The 24,545-nt window shown below is 52.1% G+C and carries 22 protein-coding genes; 13 read left to right on the top strand and 9 right to left on the bottom strand.

The genetic code is table 11. From position 1 onward, the window contains the following. Positions 1-228: 228 nt before the first annotated feature. From NQU17_09100 to grdA, 8 genes are all read left to right on the top strand, one after another. Positions 229-2,850 (top strand): NYN domain-containing protein, encoded by a 2,622-nt coding sequence (locus NQU17_09100; protein UUM10821.1) that lies wholly within the window; start codon positions 229-231, stop codon positions 2,848-2,850. A 100-nt stretch (positions 2,851-2,950) separates the two neighbouring features. Then, the gene (locus tag NQU17_09095) at positions 2,951-3,583 is read left to right on the top strand and encodes a GntR family transcriptional regulator (GenBank protein ID UUM10820.1); all 633 of its coding nucleotides are present in this window, start codon (positions 2,951-2,953) and stop codon (positions 3,581-3,583) included. A gap of 195 nt (positions 3,584-3,778) precedes the next feature. Further along, on the top strand, positions 3,779-4,189 hold the full coding sequence (locus NQU17_09090) for a GrdX family protein (protein ID UUM10819.1): 411 nt from the start codon (positions 3,779-3,781) through the stop codon (positions 4,187-4,189). Continuing rightward, positions 4,164-5,450 carry a glycine/sarcosine/betaine reductase component B subunit gene (locus NQU17_09085; protein UUM10818.1) on the top strand — a complete coding sequence of 429 codons (1,287 nt, stop codon included), beginning with the start codon at positions 4,164-4,166 and terminating at the stop codon, positions 5,448-5,450. Before NQU17_09090 ends, NQU17_09085 begins: the two co-directional genes overlap by 26 nt. A 13-nt stretch (positions 5,451-5,463) precedes the next feature. Continuing rightward, positions 5,464-6,759 carry a glycine/betaine/sarcosine/D-proline family reductase selenoprotein B gene (locus NQU17_09080; GenBank protein ID UUM10817.1) on the top strand — a complete coding sequence of 432 codons (1,296 nt, stop codon included), beginning with the start codon at positions 5,464-5,466 and terminating at the stop codon, positions 6,757-6,759. A 259-nt stretch (positions 6,760-7,018) separates the two neighbouring features. Continuing rightward, positions 7,019-8,113 carry a hypothetical protein gene (locus NQU17_09075; protein ID UUM10816.1) on the top strand — a complete coding sequence of 365 codons (1,095 nt, stop codon included), beginning with the start codon at positions 7,019-7,021 and terminating at the stop codon, positions 8,111-8,113. Positions 8,114-8,790: 677 nt separating this feature from the next. After that, positions 8,791-9,936: a hypothetical protein gene (locus tag NQU17_09070; GenBank protein ID UUM10815.1), complete on the top strand. Its 1,146-nt coding sequence runs from the start codon at positions 8,791-8,793 to the stop codon at positions 9,934-9,936. 301 nt (positions 9,937-10,237) lie between these two features. Next, positions 10,238-10,714, top strand: coding sequence for a glycine/sarcosine/betaine reductase complex selenoprotein A (gene grdA / locus NQU17_09065; protein ID UUM13494.1), 477 nt, complete (start codon positions 10,238-10,240; stop codon positions 10,712-10,714). A gap of 163 nt (positions 10,715-10,877) precedes the next feature. Here grdA and NQU17_09060 read toward each other — a convergent pair whose 3' ends face one another. The 4 genes from NQU17_09060 to NQU17_09045 form a co-directional block, all read right to left on the bottom strand. After that, the gene (locus NQU17_09060; GenBank protein ID UUM10814.1) at positions 10,878-11,213 is read right to left on the bottom strand and encodes a hypothetical protein; all 336 of its coding nucleotides are present in this window, start codon (positions 11,211-11,213) and stop codon (positions 10,878-10,880) included. Further along, positions 11,210-12,544: a DUF1576 domain-containing protein gene (locus NQU17_09055; GenBank protein ID UUM10813.1), complete on the bottom strand. Its 1,335-nt coding sequence runs from the start codon at positions 12,542-12,544 to the stop codon at positions 11,210-11,212. The genes NQU17_09060 and NQU17_09055 overlap by 4 nt, the downstream gene beginning before the upstream one ends. 128 nt (positions 12,545-12,672) lie before the next feature. Continuing rightward, positions 12,673-13,404 (bottom strand): hypothetical protein, encoded by a 732-nt coding sequence (locus tag NQU17_09050; GenBank protein ID UUM10812.1) that lies wholly within the window; start codon positions 13,402-13,404, stop codon positions 12,673-12,675. A 516-nt stretch (positions 13,405-13,920) separates the two neighbouring features. Next, a complete protein-coding gene (locus tag NQU17_09045; GenBank protein UUM10811.1) occupies positions 13,921-14,349 on the bottom strand; it encodes a hypothetical protein in 429 nt (142 codons plus the stop codon). A 284-nt stretch (positions 14,350-14,633) separates the two neighbouring features. Between NQU17_09045 and NQU17_09040 the strand changes: the two genes are divergently transcribed. Further along, the gene (locus NQU17_09040) at positions 14,634-15,671 is read left to right on the top strand and encodes a PTS sugar transporter subunit IIC (protein ID UUM10810.1); all 1,038 of its coding nucleotides are present in this window, start codon (positions 14,634-14,636) and stop codon (positions 15,669-15,671) included. Positions 15,672-15,673: 2 nt separating this feature from the next. Next, positions 15,674-16,000, top strand: a complete 327-nt coding sequence (locus NQU17_09035) for a TfoX/Sxy family protein (GenBank protein ID UUM10809.1) — start codon at positions 15,674-15,676, stop codon at positions 15,998-16,000. Positions 16,001-16,259: 259 nt separating this feature from the next. Here the strand turns inward: NQU17_09035 and NQU17_09030 are convergent, their stop codons facing one another. From NQU17_09030 to NQU17_09020, 3 genes are all read right to left on the bottom strand, one after another. After that, the gene (locus tag NQU17_09030) at positions 16,260-17,504 is read right to left on the bottom strand and encodes a glutamate-5-semialdehyde dehydrogenase (GenBank protein UUM10808.1); all 1,245 of its coding nucleotides are present in this window, start codon (positions 17,502-17,504) and stop codon (positions 16,260-16,262) included. Beyond that, a complete protein-coding gene (gene proB / locus NQU17_09025) occupies positions 17,501-18,637 on the bottom strand; it encodes a glutamate 5-kinase (protein UUM10807.1) in 1,137 nt (378 codons plus the stop codon). Before proB ends, NQU17_09030 begins: the two co-directional genes overlap by 4 nt. 120 nt (positions 18,638-18,757) lie before the next feature. Continuing rightward, positions 18,758-19,174: a transcriptional repressor gene (locus NQU17_09020; GenBank protein ID UUM10806.1), complete on the bottom strand. Its 417-nt coding sequence runs from the start codon at positions 19,172-19,174 to the stop codon at positions 18,758-18,760. Positions 19,175-19,498: 324 nt separating this feature from the next. Here NQU17_09020 and NQU17_09015 point away from each other — a divergent pair, with 324 nt between their 5' ends. From NQU17_09015 to NQU17_09005, 3 genes are all read left to right on the top strand, one after another. Next, positions 19,499-20,719 (top strand): hypothetical protein, encoded by a 1,221-nt coding sequence (locus NQU17_09015; GenBank protein ID UUM10805.1) that lies wholly within the window; start codon positions 19,499-19,501, stop codon positions 20,717-20,719. A 175-nt stretch (positions 20,720-20,894) separates the two neighbouring features. Next, a complete protein-coding gene (locus NQU17_09010) occupies positions 20,895-21,380 on the top strand; it encodes a prolyl-tRNA synthetase associated domain-containing protein (protein ID UUM10804.1) in 486 nt (161 codons plus the stop codon). 992 nt (positions 21,381-22,372) lie between these two features. Further along, positions 22,373-22,741: a hypothetical protein gene (locus NQU17_09005; protein ID UUM10803.1), complete on the top strand. Its 369-nt coding sequence runs from the start codon at positions 22,373-22,375 to the stop codon at positions 22,739-22,741. Between the two features lie 158 nt (positions 22,742-22,899). Here the strand turns inward: NQU17_09005 and NQU17_09000 are convergent, their stop codons facing one another. Further along, positions 22,900-23,088, bottom strand: coding sequence for a hypothetical protein (locus NQU17_09000; GenBank protein ID UUM10802.1), 189 nt, complete (start codon positions 23,086-23,088; stop codon positions 22,900-22,902). 56 nt (positions 23,089-23,144) lie between these two features. After that, a complete protein-coding gene (gene rpoN / locus NQU17_08995; protein ID UUM10801.1) occupies positions 23,145-24,509 on the bottom strand; it encodes an RNA polymerase factor sigma-54 in 1,365 nt (454 codons plus the stop codon). Between the last annotated feature and the right edge of the window lie 36 nt (positions 24,510-24,545).

Here is a 24,545-nt window from a genome sequence, read left to right as displayed (position 1 = left end):
ACTGAGTTGAAACCGGCCGGAAGGCCGGTTTTTTTCCGAAATGCCTGTTTTAGGGGCTTCCCCTTTTTCGGCGGAGGGTAATTCACCGGACTTTGATTCGACTGGACAGGATGAAGCGGAGGGACCGATACTGCATCGAAGCCTCGTATGTGGGGTTTGATGGTGTAAAGAGTGATATACTGTAACTATTGGCTGCAATGAAGCAGTAACGAAAGGGGGAGGGCGCGGATGGCGATCCGATCAAATCATCGAATCATTGGAATTCTGGCACCGGTGGATTCGGGGAAAACAACTCTGGCGGAAGCGCTGCTCTTCGAGGGGGGCGCACTACGGCAGAAAGGGCGGGTGGATCACAGGGACTCCTTTTTGGACACGGGCACCATGGAGCGTCGGCGGGGGATCACGATTTTTTCCAAAATCGCCCGGCTGGCGGGGCATGACACCTCCCTGATCCTGCTCGATACACCCGGGCATCAGGATTTTGGTCCGGAGACGGAGCGTGTCCTGGCGGTCCTGGATTACTGCATTCTGGTGGTGAATGGCGCGGACGGAGTAACTGCTCAGACCCGGCGGCTGTGGGGATTGCTGGAAGCTTACCGGGTACCGGTATTTCTTTTTATCAACAAAACCGATCAGGCCGGCGTGGATCCCGACAGGATCCTGAATCAGCTGCGGACTCAGCTGTCGGATCATATCCAGGAGTTTTCCGGAAATGTGACTCGGTCAGAAGAAGTTTCGCTGGCCTGGGAGCCATTGCTGGAGGAATATCTGAAAGCCGGGCATCTGGAGCCGGACACCATTCAGGAAGCCATTGTCAGGCGGACCCTCTTTCCTTGCTACGCCGGGTCGGCGCTGAAGGGAGCCGGGGTAACCCAGTTCCTGGAGGGGCTGTTTGACTGGACCCGGTCCCGGGATTATCCGGACACCTTCTCGGCCCGGGTGTATAAAATCAGTCGGGATGAAACCGGTCAGCGCCTGACTCATGTCAAGGTGACGGGCGGACGGCTGCGCAACAAGAGCCTGATCGGCGAGGACAAGATCAATGAACTGAGACGCTATACCGGAACCGGATACGAGAGCGTCCAGACAGCCGTCGCGGGAGATATTGTCGCGCTTGCCGGCCTACGTTCTACGCGGGCGGGACAGGTCTTGGGCGAAGGGGAGGAAGAGATCGAACCGATCGTGTTCCCGGTGCTGAGTTATCGGCTTCGCCCGGTGAACGAGGCGGATCGGGCGCGCTTGACCGCCCTGGTGAAGGAACTGGGGGAGGAACTGCCGGACCTGGATGTCCTGGTGGATTCTGAGGGTTATCCCCTGGTTCACATCATGGGTGAAATACTGCTGGAAGTTCTGCTGGAGCTGATCCGGGAGCGGGGGGATCTGGAGGTTTCGGTGGACGAAGGTTCCATCATCTACCGGGAAACCATCACACAGCCCGTTGTTGGAATCGGGCATTTTGAGCCCCTGCGCCACTACGCGGAAGTTCATCTTTTGCTGGAGCCCTCCGCCGCGCCGGGGATCCGGGTGCAATCCAGGCTGGATGTCTCACGCCTGGCGGTGAACCGCCAGCAGCAGGTGCTTTATTGGCTGAGAAGCCGGGAACATCCCGGTGTCCTGACCGGAGCCTCACTGTCTCATTTGAGTATCACTCTGGTAGCCGGACGCGATCATGACAAACATACTCAAGGCGGGGACTTTCGGGAAGCGACCGGTCGAGCGCTCCGCCAGGGACTGCTTCAGGCAAGAGCCCTGGGCGCCTGCCGCCTGCTGGAACCCTTTTATCGCTTCCGAATTCTGACGGCGCAGTCCTTTGTCGGGCGGATTCTGACGGATTTGGATCGCCTGGGCGCAAAAGATCTTCTGACGCAGCCGGCAGAGGAAGGAATGGAGCTGTCCGGCATGGGACCGGTGGCAACCCTTCGGAGCTATTTCCGGGAACTGTCGGCCCTGACGCGGGGAGAAGCCCGGCTGTCCTATGACATTCACGGGTATGAGCCCTGTCATGACGAAGCCAGTGTGGTGGCGGCCGCAGCCTATGATCCGGAACAGGATGCGCTGGCACCGGGCGGAAGCGTGTTCTGCACAGGCGGTGCCGGGGCTCTGGTGCCCTGGGATCAGGTGGCAGCCATGGCTCACCTGGAACCGATGATTCTGGAGCCGGCAAAGGACTCGCCGGTGGCGACCGTGCGCCAATCGGATTCAGGTCCCATCGGCAGTGAGGAGATCGATCAGATCCTCAGTCGGACCTTTTATGCGAACGCCAACGAGAAAAAACAGTGGAAAAAGGCCAGGAAGGCTGACAGAGTAGAGACGGTGCGGCTCCCCCGGCAGGAAGCCCGAACCGGTCCGGACTATCTGCTCATCGATGGCTACAATGTGATACATGCCTGGCCCGAGCTGGCGGAACTGGCGAACGTGAATTTTGACGCTGCCCGGGAGAAGCTTATTGAAATACTGAAGGACCATGGGGGTTTTACGGCGGAACGGATCGAAGTAGTGTTTGACGCCTGGAAGGTCACCGGCGGCAGCGGCAGCCAGATCGATGACGAGGGAGTCACCGTGGTCTTTACCCGGGAGAATGAAACCGCCGATCGCTGGATCGAGCGGCGGTCCGGAGAACTGGCTCGCCGCCATCCGGTCCGGGTGGTCACTTCGGATCAGGCGGAGCAAATGATGGCTGCCGGTAGCGGCGCGCTGGTTTTTTCCGCCCGCCGCTTCCGCCAGATCGTCACGGAAGTCCGGGATGCCGCAATGGCAGAACACCAGCGCCGCAGTGGTCCGCAGATCCCCTACCGCCCGCTGCAGAATGTTCTGTCAGAGGAAAATTCTTTGAAAAGAGAAGACAAATAAATGTTTAGATTTGATTTCAGCTTAAAAAACAAGTTATACTGGTAGAGAAATTAAGTCCAGCTTAAAGAGATAACCGGCTGGCAATGAGAGGGAACAATCGATGGATCACGAAAAATCAAAAATTTATAATGAACTGAAACGCAGAATCATTGAATTTACCTATAAGCCCGGCAGCATTCTCAATGAGGTGGATCTGGCAGAGGAATTCGGAGTCAGCCGGTCGCCCATCCGGACAGCCTTGCAGGAACTGGAGCGTGATTCCCTGATCCAGATTGTACCGCGGTACGGCGCTCAGGTGGCAGCCATTGATTTTCGAAATGTCAAGGGCTTGTTTGAGGTGACAAAACAGCTGGACCCTTACGCAACCCGTCTGGCCGTGAAGAAAATCACCCCGGAGCAGCTGGCGGAATTGAAGGAACTGATCCGCAGACTGGAAACCTTCTCCACTACGGACCGCTACCAGGATGCCATCAATACGGATGAACGCTTCCATGAGATCATCTTTGAGGCCTGCGACAACAAATGGCTCACCGAAACCTTGGAACGACTGCATATCCATACCGAACGGCTCTGGCATTACTGCAACGATTATTTCGATGAGATGTCGATTTTCACACGTACCTTCAAAATGATTGTGGAGGCGATTGAGGCTCAGGATGAAGATGCTGCCGAACAGGCAGCCAAGGAACATATTGATGATTTCCTGGCCCGGATCAAGGAAGCCATCTTTTAAGTAAATCTTTCGCAAACTTTGAGAGTTTAATAAAAAATAATGGAAAATTTTCCTTCGAACCCCTGTAACTGTCTCTGGGTGAGGCATTGCAGGGGTTCGACTTTTTGTGTTCGCTGTGAAAACACCTGAATTTATGTAAAGGGTTACTGTTGACATGCCATTGAAATGCAGTTAGTATATTAGTGAGGTGTTGTTATGATTTTAACGAATAATATTTTGTTACGTGAACAGAATACCGTACTTTGGGTTGAAGGTGACCAGGTGGATGTGCTGAAAAAAGCCAGAGACCTGATCCATCGGGGGCATCGGCTCCTGACATCGCCGCTGGCTGCCAGCGGGAGAATGCATTTTTCCCCGGTTCGCTCCATTTTGTTGACAGACGAAGCGGAACAGCCGGAAGAAGATTCGATCCTGGCCATCGAAAACAGTCTGCAGCTTTTGGAAACATCCCTGGCAGTTCATCGAGTGGACTACAAGAATAAGGACGACTATGGATTCATCGATAATGAGCTTCTAACCCAAGCTCTTAACGAGATAAATGAGCTGAACGCTCGCTACCAACAAATAGGAGGGAATCAATTTGAAACTGGAAAGACGCAAGGTTAAAATCAGTGATGTTGTGTTTGGCGATCAAAACGCGGTCGCAGGGGAACAACTGGTTTTGAACCGTGATGAATTGGTCAGCTTTATCAAGGGACTGGATAATATCGTTGATGTTGCCGTTGATATCGCAAAGCCAGGTGAAAAGACCCGGATCATCCCCGTCAAGGACGTCATTGAGCCAAGAGTCAAGGTAGAAGGTGTTCCAGGCTTTGCCGGAGTGACATCTTTGACCGGTCAGCTGGGCCATGGGGCTTACAACGTTCTGGAAGGAGTTGCCATTGTTACCATCGGTGACATTGTCGGATTCCAGGAAGGCGTTATTGACATGTGGGGCGAAGGAGCCAAGTGGACTCCCTTCTCCAAAACCTTCAACCTGGTGGTTGATCTGACCGTTGATCCGGCACTGAAGCCGCACGAGCATGAGAAAACCGTCCGTATGGCGGGTCTTCTGACCTCCGAATATGTCGGAAAGATTGCCAAGGACGCTCCGGTTTATGAAACGGATACATTCGAAGTCGGTTCGATTGATGAAGAGACTGCAAAATATCCCAACCTGCCCAAGGTTGTTTATGCCGAAATGCTCATTACCCAGGGACTTCTCCATGATTCCTACATCTATGGCGTGGATGCCAAGCAGATCATCCCGACCGTTCTCCATCCGCTGGAAGAAATCGACGGAGCCGTTGTATCCGGAAACTGCGTGGCAGCCTGTGACAAGATCACAACCTACCAGCATCAGAACAACTCCGTGATCCTTGAACTCCTCAAGAAGCACGGCAAGGAAATCAATTTCGTGGGAGCTGTCATGGTTCCTGAACTGACGACGCTGGAAGGCAAGTACCGGTCCTGCGACTTCACCGCCAAGCTGTGCAAGCAGCTGGGAGCAGACGGAGTCATCGTTTCCGAAGAAGGCTACGGCAACCCGGATTCCGATCTGGTCATGATTGCCCAGCGTCTGGAAAAGCAGGGAATCAAAGCAGTTCTGATCACCGATGAATGCTCCGGCTGGGATGGCGCGAGCCAGCCTTTGGCGGATACCAAGCCTGAGGCCAAAGCCGTTGTCTCAACAGGCAACGTCTCTCATGTAGTGACTCTGCCCAAGGCTGACCGGATCCTGGGAAATCCAGAATCCATCGCCAACCTGGCAGGCGGCTGGGCCGGCGCTTACGATGCCGAAACCGGAGTGATGAAATGCGAGCTCAATGCTGTCATCGGAGCGACTTCCGAAATCGGCTATCATAACCTGAAAGTCGTCGAGTACTAGGAGGAGGAGAATAATGGAAAAGAAAATCTTATACTATGTTAACCAGTTCTTTGGCCAGGTCGGCGGCGAAGATCAGGCGGACTTTGCTCCGGTACTGAAAGACGGCGCGGTCGGACCAGCCATGGGCTTTGAGAAGGAACTTGGCGGTGCGGGAAAAGTCGTTGCCACCTTCATCTGCGGAGACAACTATATCAATGAGCACACCGAGCCAGCCCTGGCTGAGTTCAAGAAAGCCATGGATCAGGTGAAACCGGACCTCGTGGTGGTCGGACCATCCTTCAATGCCGGACGTTACGGCATGGCATCGGCCACCGTGGCTGAATATGTGGTAGACCACTATGATCTGCCCGTGGTATCCGGTATGTTTGAAGAAAATCCGGGTCTCACCGTCACAAAACTGAAAGCCTACACCGTCCCGACCGGAAACAGCGCGGCGGATATGAGAAAGGCTCTGCCAGGCATGGCAGCAGTAGCCAAAAAGCTTCTGGCCGGTGAAAAACTGGATCCGAAGGTGGACGGATACTTCAAGCAGGGCAAGCGCATTACGGAAGTTTCCGATCAGATCGGAGCCGCCCGCGCAGTTGACATGCTGATGAAACGGCTCAATGATCAGCCTTATGAGACGGAACTGCCCATGCCCACCTTTGATACTGTGGAACCGGCAACCCCGATTCAGGATCTGTCCAAGGCCACCATCGCACTGGTTACCTCCGGCGGAATCGTTCCGGTTGGAAATCCGGACCGGATTCAGTCAGCTTCCGCTCAGAAGTGGGGCAAGTACAACGTGGACGGGCTCGATGATCTGTCTGTCAAGTTCTGCACCATTCATGGCGGATATGATCCTGTATACGCCAATGAATCCCCGGACCGGGTTCTGCCCCTGGACGCGCTGCGCAAAATGGAAAAAGAAGGCAAGATCGGCAAGGTCTTCGAATACATGTATACAACCACCGGAACCGGAACGGCTGTAGGCAACTCCATTCGCTTTGGCAAGGAAATCGGAAAAGAACTTAAGGAAGCCGGAGTGGACGGCGTCATCCTGACCAGTACGTGAGGCACCTGTACTCGTTGCGGTGCAACGATGGTCAAAGAAATCGAACGGTACGGCATTCCGATCGTTCATATGGCAACCATTATTACAATATCCCAGTCAGTAGGAGCGAACCGGATCGTGCCCACCGTGGCAATCCCGCATCCCACCGGCAATCCGTCACTGGAAGCGCCGGATGAAAGCAAGCTTCGAATGGGCCTGGTAGAGCGCGCAGTCCATGCACTGTCTCAGCCGGTGACGGAACCGACCCTATTCTAAAACAGGCACAGTACCCTCTGTGAGTAAGAGCAGTCCCAACATTTCGTCATACGATCTGTATATGGACTGCTCTTTATTCAAAAGCAGAGGTCAAGTTTGAATGGCATCATTCTGAATTATAGTCAACTTCCTGACAGCGCATCGACTGGAGGTTCCGTGAATCGAAGGGGATGAACCGCGCAGGAGCATTACGAATGATTAATTTGCTGAACGCAAAGAACGGAATGTATGATACAAAGAGATTAAAGGGGATCAACCAATGGAAAAATCTAAAATGAATATTGGAGCTGTCATCGCGCTTTGCGGTGCCTGCATCGCGTTCTATATCGGAGCCGGATTTGCCACCATGCAGGAAGTTATGCAGTATGAAGCTTCTTATGGCTCGCAATTCTGGGTCGTCATTTTCGTAGCTGCCGCCATCTATGTTTACACCAACATTTCTTTTGCTACCAATGGTAATCGCCTGAAACTCGAACGAGGCGGCGATATTTATCAGCATTACAGCGGAAAGATCATCGGGACATTCTTTGACTACTTTTCCGCATTCTTCTGCTATATGTGCTTTATCGTCATGTGCGGCGGAGCCAACTCCACAGCTACCCAGCAATGGGGGCTTCCCAACGGAGTGGGAGCCATTATTCTGACCATTGCGGTGGTCGCGACGGCATTCTTCGGTCTCGACGGCATTCTGAACGCATTGGGCAAATTAGGTCCGGTAATCATCATCCTGATTCTGATCGTTTCGACGATCACCGCCATCAGCGGAGCACCGAACTTCGGGGCGAATGTAGCGGCTGTTGATCAGGGCGTCTACCCCATTAAACAGGTAGGCGGAGGAAACCCGATTGTTTCAGGACTTTCCTACGGAGGGTTTGTCATCCTTTGGTTCGCCGCCTTCTTATCAGAAATCGGCGCAAAGAATAAGCTGAAAGAGGTCAACACGGGAATGATTCTTTCCACCTTGTTCATTTTCGGAGCTGCCGCCGTATGCTGCTTTGCGTTGATCGGTCACATTTCAGAAACGGCAACTGCCGATATTCCGGCGCTGATCCTGGCAAACAAGATCCATCCAGTCTTTGCGCAGGCATTTGCAGTGATCATTTTTGCCGGGATTTACACCACGGCGGTTCCCCTGCTATGGACAGGAGTCGGCAGAATTGCCAAGGAAGGCACCTCCCGGTACAAACTGCTGACGGTTGTAGGTGGTGTGATCGGCCTGATCGCAGCCTGGTTCCTGCCTTATAAGGATCTGGTCAATGTTCTTTATGGACTGAACGGATACCTTGGCTTTATCCTGGTCGGATTCATGATCGTGTATGATGTTCGCACCAGAATGGGTTCCAAAGCCCTATAACAGATCCTTGGCTGAAAGCCTGGTATTCTGCCATATGATCGCTGGTTCCTTCATCCGGTGACAGGAAATCGTCCCATTTGGAAATAAACCATCCCGGCAGAACCTGCGAAAGAGCCAACAGTGAAAGCCAATGAGAAGACGGATTGCATGGTCAAGAGCTGACCGCGGTCGGTCTTCTTTTTTTAGAATGACATATTTGTTAATTATTATTCAAAATGAATACAAGGAAAGCAAATATAGAATACAGAAGAGTGAAAATGTATGAGAAGAAAATACAAAAATAACAATCAAACCACCTCAAACAGCTGACAGAGGGGATTGACGATTCTTGATTGAATGTTTAATCTTTAACGTGTTGCATACAACACATCAATCTTTCTACTGCATAACCAGGTCACCATTCAAACTCATCAGTCGACTGCAGCAGCCGGATCAGACAAACATTGGATTCCCAGGCTGTTATTGGCAAGTTATGCTGTCATGGCTTATAACATGCGAAGGACAGGACGAAGAACAGGGCGAAGGACAGGATGAAGAACAGGGCGAATGGCAGAGCGTGTGTCAGGTCAATGAGATATTTATCACCTGATTTACGATATGGGTTATGTTGCAGCACAAAAGATGACCGGGAGATTCCTAACCTTAGTAAAAATAGAAGATGATCAGGAGGATGGATCGTGACGGAACGTACAGTCAAAATGTCTGGCGCTGCAGCTGGTTTGGATGAAAAGGACAGTCTGGGACGCAGCTTTATCATGGGAGGAGCTCTGATTGGGCTGTTAATTGGATCCGGATTTGCAACCGGCCAGGAAATCATGCAATATTTTGTTTCTTATGGGTACTGGGGCATTGTGGGAGCTGCCGTGGTGCTGATTCTGCTGTCGTTTGTCGGAGTTGGCTTTATTTCCGTGGGCAATGTTCTGAAATTTGAACGGGGTACCAAAGTGTATGATTATTTTTGCGGCGAGAGGCTGGGTCGATTCTATGACTTCTTTTCCAATGCCTTTGTCTTCATGACCTATATCATCATGATCGCGGGCGCTGCTTCCACCGGAGCGCAGCAGTTCGGACTGCCGCTTTGGGCTGGTGCGGTGGGGATGACTCTTCTGGTCATCGGATCGGTACTGCTGGGGCTTAACAATTTTGTGAATATCATTGGCACCATCATGCCAATCGTTATCATTGCCTGTTTCTATCTGGCTTTCCATACCTTATTTACCTCGGCTGCGCTGATTCCACAGAATACCCTAGTGATCAATGAACTTGTCGGCAAGGGGGCTCTCATGCAGGCCTCCGGCAACTGGTTCACTGCCGCTTTGTCATATGTCGGTTTTTCGATTCTGCTGATGGCTGTCTTCATGGCTGAGACGGGTAAAAGCGCGGGGAGTCTCAGGGAAGCCAGACGGGGAGCGCTGATTGGTGCTGTCGCACTGTGCCTGGCGATACTGATCCTGACCGCAGCCTTGATGAGCAAGGCCCATCTCATTGGCGAAAGTGCGATTCCTTCCCTGGTCATCGCCAATCAGATCAACCCACTGTTTGGGAACTTCTACAGCCTGATGATGTTTGTCGGGATTTATTCCACGGCTGTGCCGCTCCTGTGGAACCCTTGCGCCCGGTTTGCCAAAGAGGGCACCGTCAGGTTCAAGAGTCTGGTCATTGCCCTGGGGCTGTCTGGCGGAGTGATTGCGTTATTTGTAGAATTCCCCAAACTGATTAATGTGATCTACGTACTGAACGGATATGTGGGGGTTCTGCTGCTGGGGATTATGGTCGTTCATTTCCTACGCTACAAGGGGTTTATCAAGACGGAACACAAATAGGAGAACTTGCCGGTGACTGCGGTTTCCCAGATGACAGGGAACTGAGGTCAGGCCGATGAAGGAAGACCATCCGGGTCAAATGAAAAATGGAAGGTGAGAGCAGAGTCCGTAGCCGATGGATTTTGCTCTTATTTTTTCTCAATAGGAGCTTTGATTTTCAGACCTCCTGGTTTCAGTTGACAGGGGTTCGGGATCATTTTCTTAATGAACAGCTGATAAACATCTAAAATCCATTGAGAGATTCTTGATTTCAGGCTACAATAGAGTTGTACAAAATTTAAAAACAAAGGAGAAATGTGTAATGTCAAGATATGATGACAAAAAAGTGATCATTATCGGCGACAGAGACGGCATTCCGGCTCCTGCAATTGCAGAGTGCCTGAAAGACAGCAGTGCAGAAATCGTATTTGCTTCCACCGAATGCTTCGTCTGAACTGCCGCTGGCGCGATGGACCTGGAAAACCAGAAAAGAGTTGTTGAGGCTACCGAGAAATACGGTGCTGAGAACGTTGTGGTTTTAATTGGTGCATCTGAAGCCGAGTCTGCCGGTCTGGCAGCTGAAACAGTTACAGCAGGAGATCCTACCTTTGCCGGTCCTCTGGCCGGAGTTGCGCTTGGACTGAGAGTTTACCACGCTGTGGAACCTGAATTCAAAGAAGAAGTCAACGCTGATGTCTATGAGGAACAGATTGGTATGATGGAAATGGTTCTTGAAGTGGATGATATCATTGCTGAAATGAAATCCATCCGGGAACAGCATTCCAAATTCCAGGACTAATTCTGGAGCAAGCAATCAAAAAATAAATCAGATGCCGCAAAACTAGTATGGTTTTGCGGCATCTTTTTTCTTTGGATCGGGACCGACCATTGCACTCACAAGGAAACAGGGGCTGTTTGACGAAGCCCGGGAAAAGTCGCAATTCGTCATGATAGTGTCTGCCTCATTCGTGACGTGTGATTGTCACCTTCAGGACTCCATCGCCAAAGGCGACCGTGCCGTCATCCACCAGAGCGCCCAGGAGGGACAGCTCGTTGCGGGTGGAGGAGGAACCCAGCAGCCCCCAGTAGTATTCCTCAAATTCCGGGCGGCGTCCGGCTTTCAGCAGCTCTTCCAGCTGAGCCATGTCATTGGGCGGATCATCGGTGGCACCGGAAATGCTGATGTTCAATGATTCCTTGGAACTGTCAAAGTGTATCATCAGGTCATTCACCTGATGGAACGTAAAATATCGGATCAGTTCTTCCAGAATTTTGATGGATTTTGCCTGGTTTTTCATTGGTCGGATTCCTCCCTGGGAAATTTCTTGATGGAAATGATGAAGTCAAGGACAGGGACCAGCATGGCAGCGACAAAACCCCCGGAAAATCCATTGTTGTAGAGATTAATGCCGCCATGGAGATAGCCCACATTCATGACCAGCGCCATGTGAAGAAAGCCTGCCAGGATCCCGGGGATCACTCCATAGGCTCCGGCAATGGGCGCCAGTGTCGTGGCGAACAGTGCGGCCAGAACGGATCCGACGGAGGAGGCTTCCCAGACAAAGACCTGATTGGCCAGATAGACACCCAGCATGATGGGAATAGTATTGCGCAGGTGCTTGCCAAAAGCGGCAAATCCAACTACGGTAAAAATCCCGCCCATCACCGGTCCGCTGAAGGAAGAGCCGGCAAGGAACACATAGCCGATGCTGACAAAGCCAAGCAGAGCCATATTGATCAGAACCAGACCAAAGCCGTCCGTCGCGATAAAGTCAGAGACCAGCTGTCCAGGCATTTGCCACAGATACCGGTAATTTCGCCAGGAGGTCCGGGCAAATGAAAAACCAATGCCCAACATCGAGAGAAACAGCACGCCAAGATAAATCAGCAAGCCGGCGGTATGCCCTTCCAGCACCAGTGCTGTAGGGGTATTCTGAAGGTTGAAAGCCCGGAACAGGGACATGAACATCATGCCGACGATGCCGGCGGTGAATCCGATGTTGTACAGATTGTATCCCTGATGGAACCGGATAAAGTGATTGGCTAACGGGGGCAGGATCAATCCGGCCAGGAGTCCGGACAGAACTCCCAGAGACAGGCCCAGCGGCAAAGGCAAGTGAAAACCGAAGGTGATCTGACTCACCAGGGGGCCTAAGGCTGTGCCGAAATAGGCAAGCAGAATGACATTTTTAAAAGATTCCCGGCGCAGTCTGGCATAAAGGAACACTCCGCCCATGATGGGCCAGACATTGTAGAGATTCTTTCCGAAAAAAGCAAACCCCCCCACCGTGAAAATAGCGGCAATCAAAGGACCGCTCAGGGTTGTCTCGTGATATCTGGCTATCAGGATCGCGCAAAGCATCAGCAGGGCGCTGTTGAAGAAAGCGGACCCGATAGTTCCAATCACCAGGTAATCAGAGAGGAGAATGGAAGGATTGGTGAGAATCCGACCCAGACCCTGAATGATTTCACCGGGCGAATTAAAGAAAAAGGCCGCCCCCAGTGTGAGGAGGGCAAAATAGAGCATGACACCGTATTTTTGTCCTTCTGTGGCCGCATGAAAACCAGTTCGCGGCTTGGGCAGCAATTCAGGAGAGGGACTGCGAAAGAGGAGCGAAAGTATGTCCATCCGATTTCTCCTTGAAAAAAGTTTTTTTCAGTATATCAGAAGTCAGAGGGGGATTTTTCGCTCCTCATAAAAATTTAACCATTATTATTTCGGGAGAAGGGGAACCGGAATGGATCCAGGCGGAGTTGCTAGCTGAGGATCAGGGGCCTTTCCGAGATCAGCTCCATTGTCTGCAAAAACATGGCACGAACTTCAGGCTTCTTGTCAATAATGATGTCTTCATCCGGTATTCCCAGTAATCGGAGATGACGGATTATGTCACGGAGGAACAGCTCGCTGCCGACAATGTAGAAAATGGATCCGGCTGCCTGCTGACTGAGTGCTTTGATCAAATCCCCTCTGTGATGGAAATAGATCTGGCGAAGCCGCTCTGACCCGAGAGAATCCAGTTCCTGATGAAACAGTTCTTCTCCCGGCCGGACCGCGGTCAGGCTGGTCAGGGCAGGGATGCCGTCTGACTGACGGGCACAGGCCAGCAGCAGAGGGCGGAATGCTGCCAGTCCCACGCCCATGCTGATCAGTTTCAGGGGACGGTTGTCCCGACGAAGGCTCAGCCTCGAGCCGATTTTGTAGAGGATCATAGAGTCCCCCCTGGACAGCTGCGCCAATCGTAGTTTAAAGGGAGATGAACCGTTCAGGCGCGTGGTAATGGCGATCCTGTTTTCATCAGGCAGGCTGGACAGGGACATGTGACGTACTTTTTCCGGATCCTTACGCCCGGATTCCATGAAGTCCGGAAAGGCCAGGTGCAGATGTGCCCCTTCTTCCCAAGTCAGGCCTTCGGGAATGTCAAAGCAGAATGTGTGAATACCGGGGGCCTCTTCCTTGATATCTATCATGCGAACGGGAAATAATTCCATAGGGTCTCCTAATAACTGAGAGTAATTATCAATGAAAGCATTATACTATAATTTTGCTTCGACTCCAAATCACCAGGCAGGTAACGTGGATTCTTTGTCTGAGAGCTCTGTGTGACCAGAGTGACCAGAGTGACCAGAGTGACCAGCTTGACCAGCTTGACCAGCTTGACCTGGCTGATCTGAGTCGAAGACTGATCCGAGGGGAGTCCCATCCGAGAGGGGTTTGTGTACAGTCTGGTCTGAGAGCAGTCTGGTCTGAGAGCAGTTTGGTGAGAGAGCGAATGAGGTGGCTTTGTCTATGCAAAGGCCCATTTCCGGGACGATTGATTTCCGGTGCGGTTCGTGTTAAGGACAAGATTGAGTCGACGGATCAGGGATTCACCGGACAAGACAACAGACAGAGACCAAAGTCTCTGCCTGATAGCCGGAGGGGATTTGACTGCTGCAGCCAATTGGATGTTGGGATTAAGTTTCGAGATTGCTGGTGGTATCGGTGGTGAGGATTTTGCGAGTGACTTATCTGGCTGCTTCTGCTGATTTTGCCGCGCGGAGGGAAAATTCAACCGCTTCCTGAACTTCATCCGTACTGGGATGGCCCAGGCTGAAGAACAGAAAAGATCCTTTGCAGCGATATTCTTCCGGATAGAGGGGGATTCCCTGTGCGGTTAGGGCTTCTTTGATCTCTGTCTGGGTCCCCTTAGACATGCTGGAGGTGACCAGTGCAACTTGTCCGATGCTTTCCGGAGTCAAGGACTGAATCAGCGTCAACACGGCGGGATCACATTTTCCGCCGTAAATGCCGGTAACCAGGAACAGCAGGTCTGCCTTCACCGGACCGGTCAGTTTGCTCATGTTTTCAGCCGGAACGGAGAGGGCTTTGCTGATGCCTTCCGCTATTTTTTTGGAGTGACCTGTCTTCGAACAGTAAACGATACGAATGTTCATGCTAAAACCCTCTTTCGTCAGAAATATATACATATTCATCATAACTGAATTTCTCAAAAAAGATTGTCTTTGACAATGGAATATCAAAAGGATCGGATCGAGAAAGGGCTTATCCAGGAATTATTCTGATGTTTCTTAGAATATTCAGCAGATGGACGATTTTGCCGCCAGACTGACGAGTGAAATTTCTGTTCGGTACCGGTATGGCAAACTATCGGAGACATGGTTCCGGAGCGGCTTGATTTGCTATAATAATGGAAAACTGAAGTTCTGGGAGATATATTATGGATGGAAAGAATGAACATCTGATACGCGATTATTTCATCAATGTACTGAACGGAATGGCCTGGGGGTTGTTTTCATCACTTCTGATCGGCTTGATTATCAAGCAGATCGGCATGCTGACCGGAATCAGTCAGCTGGTGGCGTTTGGCAATGTCGCCCAGCGCATGATGGGACCGGCCATCGGTGTCGGTGTCGCATATGCCTTGAAAGCACCGGCACTGGTCATTATGAGCTGCGTGGCGGTGGGCGCCATTGGAGCCGGTTCCATTTCATTCAACGGAACAACTGCCGTCATCGGCGTCGGTGAACCCGTGGGCGCCTTTGCGGCAGCCCTGATCGCGGCAGAGGTCGGCAAGCGCATGGCAGGCAAGACCAAAGTGGATATTGTGCTGGTTCCGCTGGAAACCATTCTGACGGGAGGGATCGCAGCAATTGTTGTCAGCCCGATTATGACCAGAATCATGACCGCGCTGGGCTCCTTCATCAATACCGCGACGGAACTCCAGCCCATTCCGATGGGCATTATCGTCAGCGTAGTCATGGGCATTGTGCTGACCCTGCCCATCTCATCGGCTGCCCTGGCCATTTCCCTCGGACTTTCCGGACTCGCTGCCGGAGCGGCGACAGCCGGCTGTGCCGCGAATATGATTGGTTTTGCCATCGCTTCCTATCAGGACAACGGCGTTGGCGGAACCATTGCCCAGGGACTAGGCACCTCCATGCTGCAAATCCCCAATATCATCCGGAAACCCATCATCTGGCTTCCCGCCATCGTCGCCTCCGCCATTCTGGGGCCAATCTCCACGTATGTCCTGAAGATGACATCTATACCAAGCGGAGCAGGGATGGGGACCTCCGGACTGGTTGGCCAGTTCGCCATGACGGAAGTCATGGGCACATCTCCCCAGGTTCTGCTTCAGATTGCCCTGATGCATTTTATTCTTCCGGGTGTCATCGCCTGGGCGGTAGCCGCCCTGATGCGGCGCCGGGGATTGATTCAGCCCGGTGACATGAAACTGGCTTCGATAAAACACTGATTATGGCATCAAGCATTGAATTGGTCGAATGGATCGCAGATCAGCTCCGAGAGGCGGGAGAAGTCCGGTATCGCAAAATGTTCGGAGAATATGGCTTCTACCTGGATGACAAGTACTTCGGCGGTGTCATGGACAATCGTTTTCTGATCAAAATGACAAAGGCGGGGGAGAAACTGATGCCCCAGGGTCCTACCGCTCTGCCCTACGAAGGGGGCAAGCCGATGTTACTGATTGAGAACCTGGAAGACAGGGAGTTTATTCGGCGGATCGTCAGAGCCACAGTGGAAGAACTCCCTGAACCAGTGGGAAAGCCCAGAAAAGCGAAATAACAGCTGGAAAGCCGGACAAAGAGGAATAATCGCACGGCGGAACGAACTGGCCCGTCTGTGCACTGACTTCCGGCTGCTGGCTTCAGTTGAAAAGATTCAAACAGCCTGCTGCACTCCGTGGGTCTCACTCCGTTGACTTCACTCCGTTTGTTTCACATCGTTTGCTTCTTCCCGCTCTCTTCACCCGAACAGACAATCCAATCAGGCACGGTCTTGGGAGTGATCCCAGGACCGTGCCTGATTGGTGGAAATGGACCGGTTATTCGCGCACCTGGCCCTCTCCGGTGATCAGATATTTGGTGGTGGTCAGTTCATTCAGGCCGAAGGGCCCCCGGGCATGCATTTTCTGGGTACTGATTCCGATTTCTGCGCCATAGCCGAATTCAGCCCCGTCGCTGAAGCGGGTCGAGGCGTTGACATAGACGCAGGCTGAGTCGACGTCTTCGAGGAAACGGCGGGCTTCGCGGTAGTCTTCCGTCAGAATGACATCGCTGTGGTGGGTGCCGTGCTCATTGATGAAGGCGATGGCTTCCTCGGTGGAACTGACGGTTTTGGCGCTCAGGATGTAATCCAGATACTCGGTATCATAGTCCTCCGGGACAGCGCCGGGGCAGCCGGTCAGCCGGATCATCCGCTCATCGCCGCGCAGTTCAGTGTGCCGGCTGGCCAGTTCCTCCGCCAGTCGGGGAATGAACCGGTCAACTACCGCCTCGTGGACCAGCAGGTTTTCAAGGGCATTGCAGACCGACGGACGCTGGGTTTTTCCATTGATCACGATGGCGAGAGCCTGTTCCAGATTGGCCGATTCTGCCACATAAGCCGTGCAGATGCCCGCTCCGGTTTCAATAACCGGCACTCTGGCATCCGCCACTACTTTATTGATCAGGCGGCTGGAACCTCGTGGGATGACAAGATCCACCAGGCCTCTGGCCGTAAGCAGTTCATCAACCAGTGCATGGTCTGGATTTTCAATCAGGATTACGCTGTCCTGGGGCAGATGCGGCGCGATGGCGTCGCGGATCAGGTTCGTCAGGATTCGGTTGGTGTGAAGGGCTTCTTTTCCGCCGCGCAGAATGCAGCTGTTGGCGCTTTTCAGCGCCAGGGCTGCGGCATCTGCCGTGACATTGGGTCTGGCTTCATAAATCATGGCAATGACGCCAAGCGGCTCGGTGACCTGCTCGACGATCATGCCATTTTTCAGGCGGTTTCCCCGCAGAATGCGTCCGATGGGATCGGGCAGTTCCTTTATGTCCAGAATGCCCTGAGCCATCCCCTGAATCCGAGCCGGAGTCAGGGTAAGCCGGTCGAGCAGAGAGGAACTGATTCCTGCGGCTGCTGCCAGGGTTACGTCTTTCTTATTTTCTTCGAGGATCCGTTCACTGGCTTTCAGCAGTCCGTCGGCCATGGCTGTCAGCGCTCGGTTGCGCAGGGCAGTGTTGGTTTTGCGCAGGATCTTTGAGCTGACGCGGGATCGCGTCAGGAGATGTTCCAGATCTGATTTCATGGCTTGGTTTCCTCCAGAATGATCATATTGTTGGCGTGGACCACGCTTGAGTGGACTTCCTGCTGCAGGATGTTCCGGTGCTGGGCATTCTGCTTTCCCTTGATCAGATTGATCTGACTGGACGGTAAGTTGGACAGGCCCTTGGCGATGAGTCGACCTTCCTGCGTGCGGATTTCCACGGTATCCCCCGGCTTGAACAGTCCGCTGACTTCAACGATGCCGACCGCCAGCAGCGACTTATGCCCCTGCAGAGCTTTGACGGCTCCGTCGTCGATGACCAGGGTGCCGGTGGGGCTGGACTGGAATCCAATCCAGTGACGATGGCGTGAGATGTTTTTTCTCGCCTTGAAGCGGGTCCCCATGCCGGCCTGGTCCTCCAGGCGCTGTGCCAGGTGCTGCAGGGAATGGCTTACGATGTACATGGTGATGCCGGCCCGGGTGACGATTTCGGCGGAGGACAGCTTGGTGATCATGCCGCCGGTTCCGATGGCGGAGCCTGATCCCCCGGCCATCTGCCGGATTTCATCGGTAATGGAATCGACTTCCGGAATAATCCGGCCATCGGAATACCGGGAGGGATCCTTATCATACAGACCTTCGATATCTGACATGATCACATAATGGGTGGCACCGGCCGCAACGGCTACCAGGGCGCCCAGCGTATCATTGTCTCCGACCCGGATCTCATCACTGGAGAGGGCGTCATTTTCATTGATGATGGGAATACTCCCCATACTGAGCAGTTCCGTCAGGACGTTGCGGAAGTTCAGCATTCGCTTTCTGGATTTAAAGTCATCCCGGGTCAGCAGAATCTGACTGGTCAGGATTCCGAAGGCGTCAAAGGCATTCTGCCAGAGGTTCACGATGTAGCGCTGGCCGATGGCTGAGAGTGCCTGTTTCTGGCTCAGGCTTTTGCGGGTTGGTTTATTATACAGGATTCGGCCCATGGCGATCGCTCCGGAAGAGACGATAATGACGTCCCAGCCGGATTGTCGGAGCGCGTGCAATTCCTGGCTGATGCGCCGGATGAAATTCTCCTGAACCTCTCCTTCCGGGCTGACCAGAGATGAAGAGCCCACTTTCAGGACCAGGCAATGGTGTTGTTTCACAGTGGCAGTACCTTCTTTCGTCATTCGTTATTGTGGTGACCGATGATTGATTACTAATTATATTAATTCAAAAAATGACATAATGATACAATTTTTCGGGGGAATGCAAAAAAACCGGTGAAACCGGTTTATAATTGCGAAACTCTATTTCTTTTCTTTCTTCAGGCAGGCGGGACACACGCCGCGCAAGGTCACATGGTGCTCTTCAATCCGGTAGCCGGGCAGCTCATGCTTCAGCAGATCCTCGCCGATTTCAAAGTTGAACAGCTTTTGACAGACTTTGCACCGAAAGTGGCCATGATCATGCAGGCTGGCGTCATAGCGGGTTTCACTGTCGCGCAGGTCCAGCGCGTGAATGACGCCCGTTTCGACGAATGTATTCAACGTGTTGTACACGGTGGCCCGGGACAGCACGGGATTGTCCTGATTCAGTTTGCGGAAGATTTCATCAGCGGTGGGATGGCTTTCGGTATGTACCAGAAAATCCAGAATCTGGAGTCGTTGTCTGGATACCTTGAGACCGTGGTCCGCCAGATTTTTCTTTAACGCTTCACGATCCATAATCATCACTTCTCTTATCATTTAAGTATTAAGTCCATCATATCAAAAAAACAGGAAAAACCTGTGAAATTAATATGAACGCGACACCTGCTCGGAGCGGAAGTTTCCGGCGAAGCACACAAGTTGGGCGATCTGTCAGTTGAATCAGTCCATCGCGACGCGAATCGAGGGCCTGCATTCCAGGAAAATACAGAGCAGGCACTGGGTCATGGGCAGAAATCATCCCGATCAGATCCTGTGGCCATATTTTGCGGCAGAGCATGTCAGAGGCGTCCCGGATAGTGTACAATGACTGATAGGATATTCAGGAGAGGGGGGAACACCATGAAAATACAATACAGAAACCGCATCCGATGGATGTCCTGTCTGCTCCTGAGCGGCAGTCTGCTGAGCGCCTGTGTACCGTTTGAACATACGGTCTGGAGCCAATCCGACGGTAAACCCCTCATTCTTCATCGGACTGAAGTCTCTATGCCATGGATTGAGTCCCTTCCGGCGGATGCTACGCAAGCTCAGCTGGCCTTATCACTCGAAGGTGCTGTCCTGCGTCTGCCTGTGACGGCTTCCCGGCTGGAACAGCAGGGCTGGCGGATGGATCCAGCCTTCTTCTATGAAACAATTCGTCCCGGTCAGTACGTGAGCGGCATCCGCTGGTGGAAAGAAGGCCGGGTCCTCCTGGTTATGATGGGAAATCCGTTGTCTGATCGCTCCATCCGACCGGGGGATGGGGTTGTGGTCGGCATTGAGCTTCGATCGGATCTGCCGGGTCAGGCAGCGGCAGTTCTGGAATCGACGGTTTCCCTGGGAATGGACCGGGATGAAGTGAACCATCTGCTGGGCGAGCCGGATGCTCCTCGGACAGACTCATCGGAGGAATCCGAACTGTTCAGTCCATCGGTATACCGGAAGCAGGGAATCATCTGGCGAATCTGCTACAACGCACAGGATCAGGCTGCGCGGATTCAGGCGATGGTGAGCCAGCCGACCAGGAGGGCCATGGCTGCAATCACGGTGCTGGAATCCCCCGTTTGGGGGGAGGATCCGACGACGGGACGAATTCTCGTCGAAGGAGACTTCTACCGGCTTCCCGGGAAATTGCAGGATTTCACCAAGACCGGCTGGCAAGTCAGCCGCGGGCTGGAAATGTTAATGCCGAACAGCCAGACCCTGCTGAGTCTTTCGCGCAGTGGACGCCGCATGACGTTGGGCGTACGCAATGACTCGGCGGAGTTTTTGCCGGTGAATGAGTGCCGGGTCATTTCATTGGCCCCATCAATGGGCGACAACGGTCCGGCCGTCCAGTTGACCCCAACCCTGAAGACGGGCGCGCCTCACAGCGCGGCGAAAGGGCTGCTGGATTATTACAAGCCCAGGTCCAAAAATCAGGATGCTCTGATCTGGTATGAAGTGATCCAGAAGGAATTTGAAATTCGGGTTGCCGTGGACACCAGCCAAGATCGCGTCGTGAGCATTGAAATCAAGCATTTCCGCTATCCCTGGGAAATGGATCCGGCGCTGACCAGACCTCAGGAGTCCACACCATAAGACTGCTTGCAGGGCTTATCCATTTAACCACGGACGCTTTTGCCAGGGCGTGCCTCATCGGCGGTTTCAGGATATAATCAGAGTAGGTGTACGCGCTCCCGGGGGACTGATTCTTCCGGATGAAGCGAAGGGCAATTTCAAAGGCGCTGCCGCCTTCAAAGGGAGGATTCAACCAATGACAAAAGAAGAAGTATACGCGGTTCTGACGGACAAGGGCTATGAATTTGAATCGGTCGACCATGTTCCGGTATTTACCATGGAAGAGATGGAACGGGAGATTCACAGAGACCTAAGTGATGTGGCCAAGAATGTGTTTTTACGGGATGAAAAGAAAAAACACTGGTACCTTGTTGTTGTCCAAAAGGACAAGAACCTGGATATGGCCAAGCTCAAGGATAAGATTGGCTCAACCCGGCTGAGCTTTGCCCGGGAAGATTATCTGATGGAGCGCCTGGGGGTTGAAAGAGGTGCCGTCACGCCGTTGGCAATACTGAATGACCCAGATCATGTGGTTGAGGTAATCCTGGACGAGGATATGGCCAGACGGGAGAGAATCGCAATCCATCCCTGCGACAACACAGCGACCGTCTGGATGAAAGTCCGGGATCTGGAAACTCTGATCCGGGAGAATGGCAACTCTCTGAAGAAAATCTCGCTATAACGAATAATCTGCCCCATCAACAGATAGATCATATCTCCAGTCAGTCTACCGCAAAAAAATCCGGAACTCGCAGCTCAGGCGATCCGGATTTTTTTTGCTGTCCGAACAAGTTTGTCTTTGAAGGGGTCATTCCATGGCACGGGAAGAAAATCCTTGAAAGTCATACGGAAGGAAAAATGAAATGGGGAATAAGCTGAAACTCAAAAATTCCTTCAGGATATTCAAGGCTGCATTTCGTTGAAGCTGGGGGAAGATGCGTGGCCAGCGATCATACAGGGAACCCATTTGCCCTAATATGCGATGATTGGAACCCTAAATCCATTACAGGAGTCGACCGTCATTAAGATCCATTAATTAATCAATTTCACAATTTTTATGAGTTGAAACGATTGAATTTTTCACGATCAAATAGTACATGAATAAAAGACAATATACACTATTTTATGTTAATATAGTGTGAACATTAAGAGATATAGATATAGATATAGATATGGATATGGATATGGATATGGATATGGATATGGAGTGTATACTAAGGTCAAGTGGGATCCAAGTATATCGGCATCTCGTCTGGTTCAAGTGCTGTTGCATAGAAGGATGTGGTATATTCTTTCATTGTATGAGGGTTAATTTTTAATACTTACCAAATAATTGGTTAATATGAGGGGGTCGAGTGATTCAACAAGAGGTTGGAAATTCAGGACCGGAAGAGTTCATTTATTATTATCAAGGGGGAATTATTCATAAAAATAGTGCCTGCTTTCTTATCGATATTATTATTAGTAGCATGTGCCCAGCAGATTTCTGAGAATCCTTCAAATACAGTCATTCAGACAAATGCTAACAATCAGACGACAATCAGTTCTGCATCTGCAACAGCTACGGATTCAGTTGAGCGGATCAAGTCAGTCCGGATTGGGGATGTAACAATTGATTCCATCACAGAGATGAGGGTTTGTGAAACGATATCCTATAATGACAAAACGAATGAAATGGTTAAACTGACTGTATCTCAGGCTAATCGGGTGGTGGATGCGATCAATCAGTTGAAATTTTCCGATAAACTGGAGCGGCTGCAGTCCGCAAGTATGACGCAGGAGCCGAAAGCCTGGGCCATCCTGTACTCAGCAGTCGGGTCTTTGCGCTTGGTGGAAGTGAAGACAAAGGATGGAATTCAGGTGATCAACCTGTTTGGACAGAGCGATACCTCGAAGGAAGGGTGGCTGACACTGGTTAAGTCGGTTCCGTTCAGTAATGACTCTCAGACCGAACTGGACCGGAATAATCTGGACATGTACGTGATTGACTATCCCGGTTCGGTTCAGGTGAATCAGCTGGTTCAGCAATTGACTGGGAAATAACCTGGTCATTCCGTCGTATCTTCCAGAGAAAAAAGATTGAAAATCATTGGTGCCTCTGGCTTTAAGGCACTTTTTCAATTTCGGATGATCAAATTTGATCCCCAGGAGTTCGACAAACTTTTTGGCTCTTCGCTGTGTTCGGAAATGACTTCAGGGTCCTATGTGCCAAACTCGATGGTTTCTTTGGGGATCGAAGAGATTACTTCGATGTTGCAGACAAAGGTGCATTTTATGTTTTTTCCCTCGGTATCACCGGCCAGGAGCGGTTTGAGGCGCTGCTTCATGTTCCTCATCAGATCGTCTCTGGAAGATCCGATCAAAGAGAAGTTCATCTGCCGGTTGACCATGAACAAAGGAGTTGAAGCACAACCAGGATCCTGGGTGTGCTTCAACTCCACTTTTATTATTTAGGGTTACCAGATTGAACATTCCTGCCCTGGCCTGAAGATCCTTGATTCTGCCGCCGGCTGCTCCGACCCGGGATGTTCATTTCGAGACGGTACTTGGCAACGGTTCGACGGCTGATCGCTATTCCGGCCTGGCGGAGGTGATCAACGATCTGGTCATCGGACAGCGGTTTTTGGGGGTTCTCCTTTCGGATCAATTCTTTCAGCCGAATCTCAATAGCATGGCGCGACTGAGGCGAAGCACCCTTCGAGGCGGCCTGGGTGAAGTAAAAGGCCAGGGGATAGAGCTTCTGCCCCGTCAGGACATACTTGTCTTTCACGGCGCGGGATATCGTCGAGACATGGAGTTCCAGTTCAGAAGCCAGCTGGGTCATGGTGAGAGGCGAAAGGCCAGGTTCTTTTCCGGTGAGGAAGTGCTGCTGGTGTGCTGCAATGCCCTGTCCGACCCGGAGCAAGGTGGAATTCCGCTTTTCCAGAGCTTCGATGATTCCGGTCAGTCGCTTCAGGTACTGTTCATAGATGGGCTTTTCTTCGGCGGCGACCTTGTTGCCGAGTTCCAGGTAGGCCGTGCTGATGGTAATCTGAGGGGTCAGCCGGCGGTTCAGTTCCACATCGATCTGATCGTCCTGGATTGAAAAGGTCAGGTCCGGTGTCACATAGACCGTGCGATTCGATGTTCCCAGGGATTGGGCAGGTCTTGGATCCAGGCTTCGGATCAGGGTGAGCGCTGCTTCCGGATCCGGGAGTCGGTAACGTTCTTTCAGCAGATCGAATTCTCTGGCAGCTAACAGCGGCAGGTCCTGTGTCAGAACTTCTTCCAGCACCGGATCATGGATCCCTCGCCGGCGCAGCTGGAGGATCATGCATTCAGGCAATGAGGTTGCGCCAATACCGGCCGGTTCCATTGCCTGGATCAGGGCGAGTGCTTCCTGGAAGACCGGCTTGCCGAGGAGGGAAGAGGTTTCCTTGAAATAACCCGAATCGTCCAGGCTGTCGATAATCCAGTGGGCCGCTCTGGATACGGCATCCGGCAGTCGAAGAAGACCGATTTCCTGGTGGAACTGATCCCGAAACGTCGATCCTTCCTGTAGAGTCTGCAGAAGATCTCCGGATCCTTCCGAACCCATGGAATAGGATTCAGACGGTCGATCCATGTAGGGCGCCAGACGATCCGCTGCCAGAGCCTGGTCCGACTGCTGCAGCTGTTCCTGAAAGGCATCGCTGTCCACCGCCGGATTGGTCTGAGCTTCTGTCCGAAGGAAATCATACAGGTCCTGACCGGACAGGGCGAGCATTTTCAGGGAAAGCCTCATATCCTGGGTCAGAACCAGATGCTGGGTAAGTTTCAGTTGCTGATTCATCTCCAAGGTGCTCACATCCCTTCACCGGTCATTTGA

The sequence above is a fragment of the Clostridiaceae bacterium HFYG-1003 genome, from assembly GCA_024579835.1.
Taxonomy (GTDB): domain Bacteria; phylum Bacillota; class Clostridia; order Clostridiales; family Clostridiaceae; genus JG1575.
Note: the sequence above shows the minus strand (reverse complement) of the source record. Positions and strands in the feature narration are given on the sequence as shown.

Excerpts from the sequence above, each read along its gene's own strand:
- NQU17_09020 (UUM10806.1), bottom strand. The coding sequence starts at position 19,174 with ATGGATCGTGAAGCGTTAAAGAAAAATCTGGCGGACCACGGTCTCAAG.
- NQU17_09030 (UUM10808.1), bottom strand. The coding sequence starts at position 17,504 with ATGAAATCAGATCTGGAACATCTCCTGACGCGATCCCGCGTCAGCTCA.
- NQU17_09010 (UUM10804.1), top strand. The coding sequence starts at position 20,895 with ATGACAAAAGAAGAAGTATACGCGGTTCTGACGGACAAGGGCTATGAA.
- NQU17_09100 (UUM10821.1), top strand. The coding sequence starts at position 229 with ATGGCGATCCGATCAAATCATCGAATCATTGGAATTCTGGCACCGGTG.
- NQU17_09090 (UUM10819.1), top strand. The coding sequence starts at position 3,779 with ATGATTTTAACGAATAATATTTTGTTACGTGAACAGAATACCGTACTT.
- NQU17_09000 (UUM10802.1), bottom strand. The coding sequence starts at position 23,088 with ATGGTCAACCGGCAGATGAACTTCTCTTTGATCGGATCTTCCAGAGAC.
- NQU17_09035 (UUM10809.1), top strand. The coding sequence starts at position 15,674 with ATGGCATCAAGCATTGAATTGGTCGAATGGATCGCAGATCAGCTCCGA.
- NQU17_09045 (UUM10811.1), bottom strand. The coding sequence starts at position 14,349 with ATGAACATTCGTATCGTTTACTGTTCGAAGACAGGTCACTCCAAAAAA.
- NQU17_09075 (UUM10816.1), top strand. The coding sequence starts at position 7,019 with ATGGAAAAATCTAAAATGAATATTGGAGCTGTCATCGCGCTTTGCGGT.
- NQU17_09015 (UUM10805.1), top strand. The coding sequence starts at position 19,499 with ATGAAAATACAATACAGAAACCGCATCCGATGGATGTCCTGTCTGCTC.
- rpoN (UUM10801.1), bottom strand. The coding sequence starts at position 24,509 with ATGAATCAGCAACTGAAACTTACCCAGCATCTGGTTCTGACCCAGGAT.
- NQU17_09060 (UUM10814.1), bottom strand. The coding sequence starts at position 11,213 with ATGAAAAACCAGGCAAAATCCATCAAAATTCTGGAAGAACTGATCCGA.
- proB (UUM10807.1), bottom strand. The coding sequence starts at position 18,637 with ATGACGAAAGAAGGTACTGCCACTGTGAAACAACACCATTGCCTGGTC.
- NQU17_09040 (UUM10810.1), top strand. The coding sequence starts at position 14,634 with ATGGATGGAAAGAATGAACATCTGATACGCGATTATTTCATCAATGTA.
- NQU17_09095 (UUM10820.1), top strand. The coding sequence starts at position 2,951 with ATGGATCACGAAAAATCAAAAATTTATAATGAACTGAAACGCAGAATC.
- NQU17_09005 (UUM10803.1), top strand. The coding sequence starts at position 22,373 with ATGGTTAAACTGACTGTATCTCAGGCTAATCGGGTGGTGGATGCGATC.
- NQU17_09050 (UUM10812.1), bottom strand. The coding sequence starts at position 13,404 with ATGGAATTATTTCCCGTTCGCATGATAGATATCAAGGAAGAGGCCCCC.
- NQU17_09055 (UUM10813.1), bottom strand. The coding sequence starts at position 12,544 with ATGGACATACTTTCGCTCCTCTTTCGCAGTCCCTCTCCTGAATTGCTG.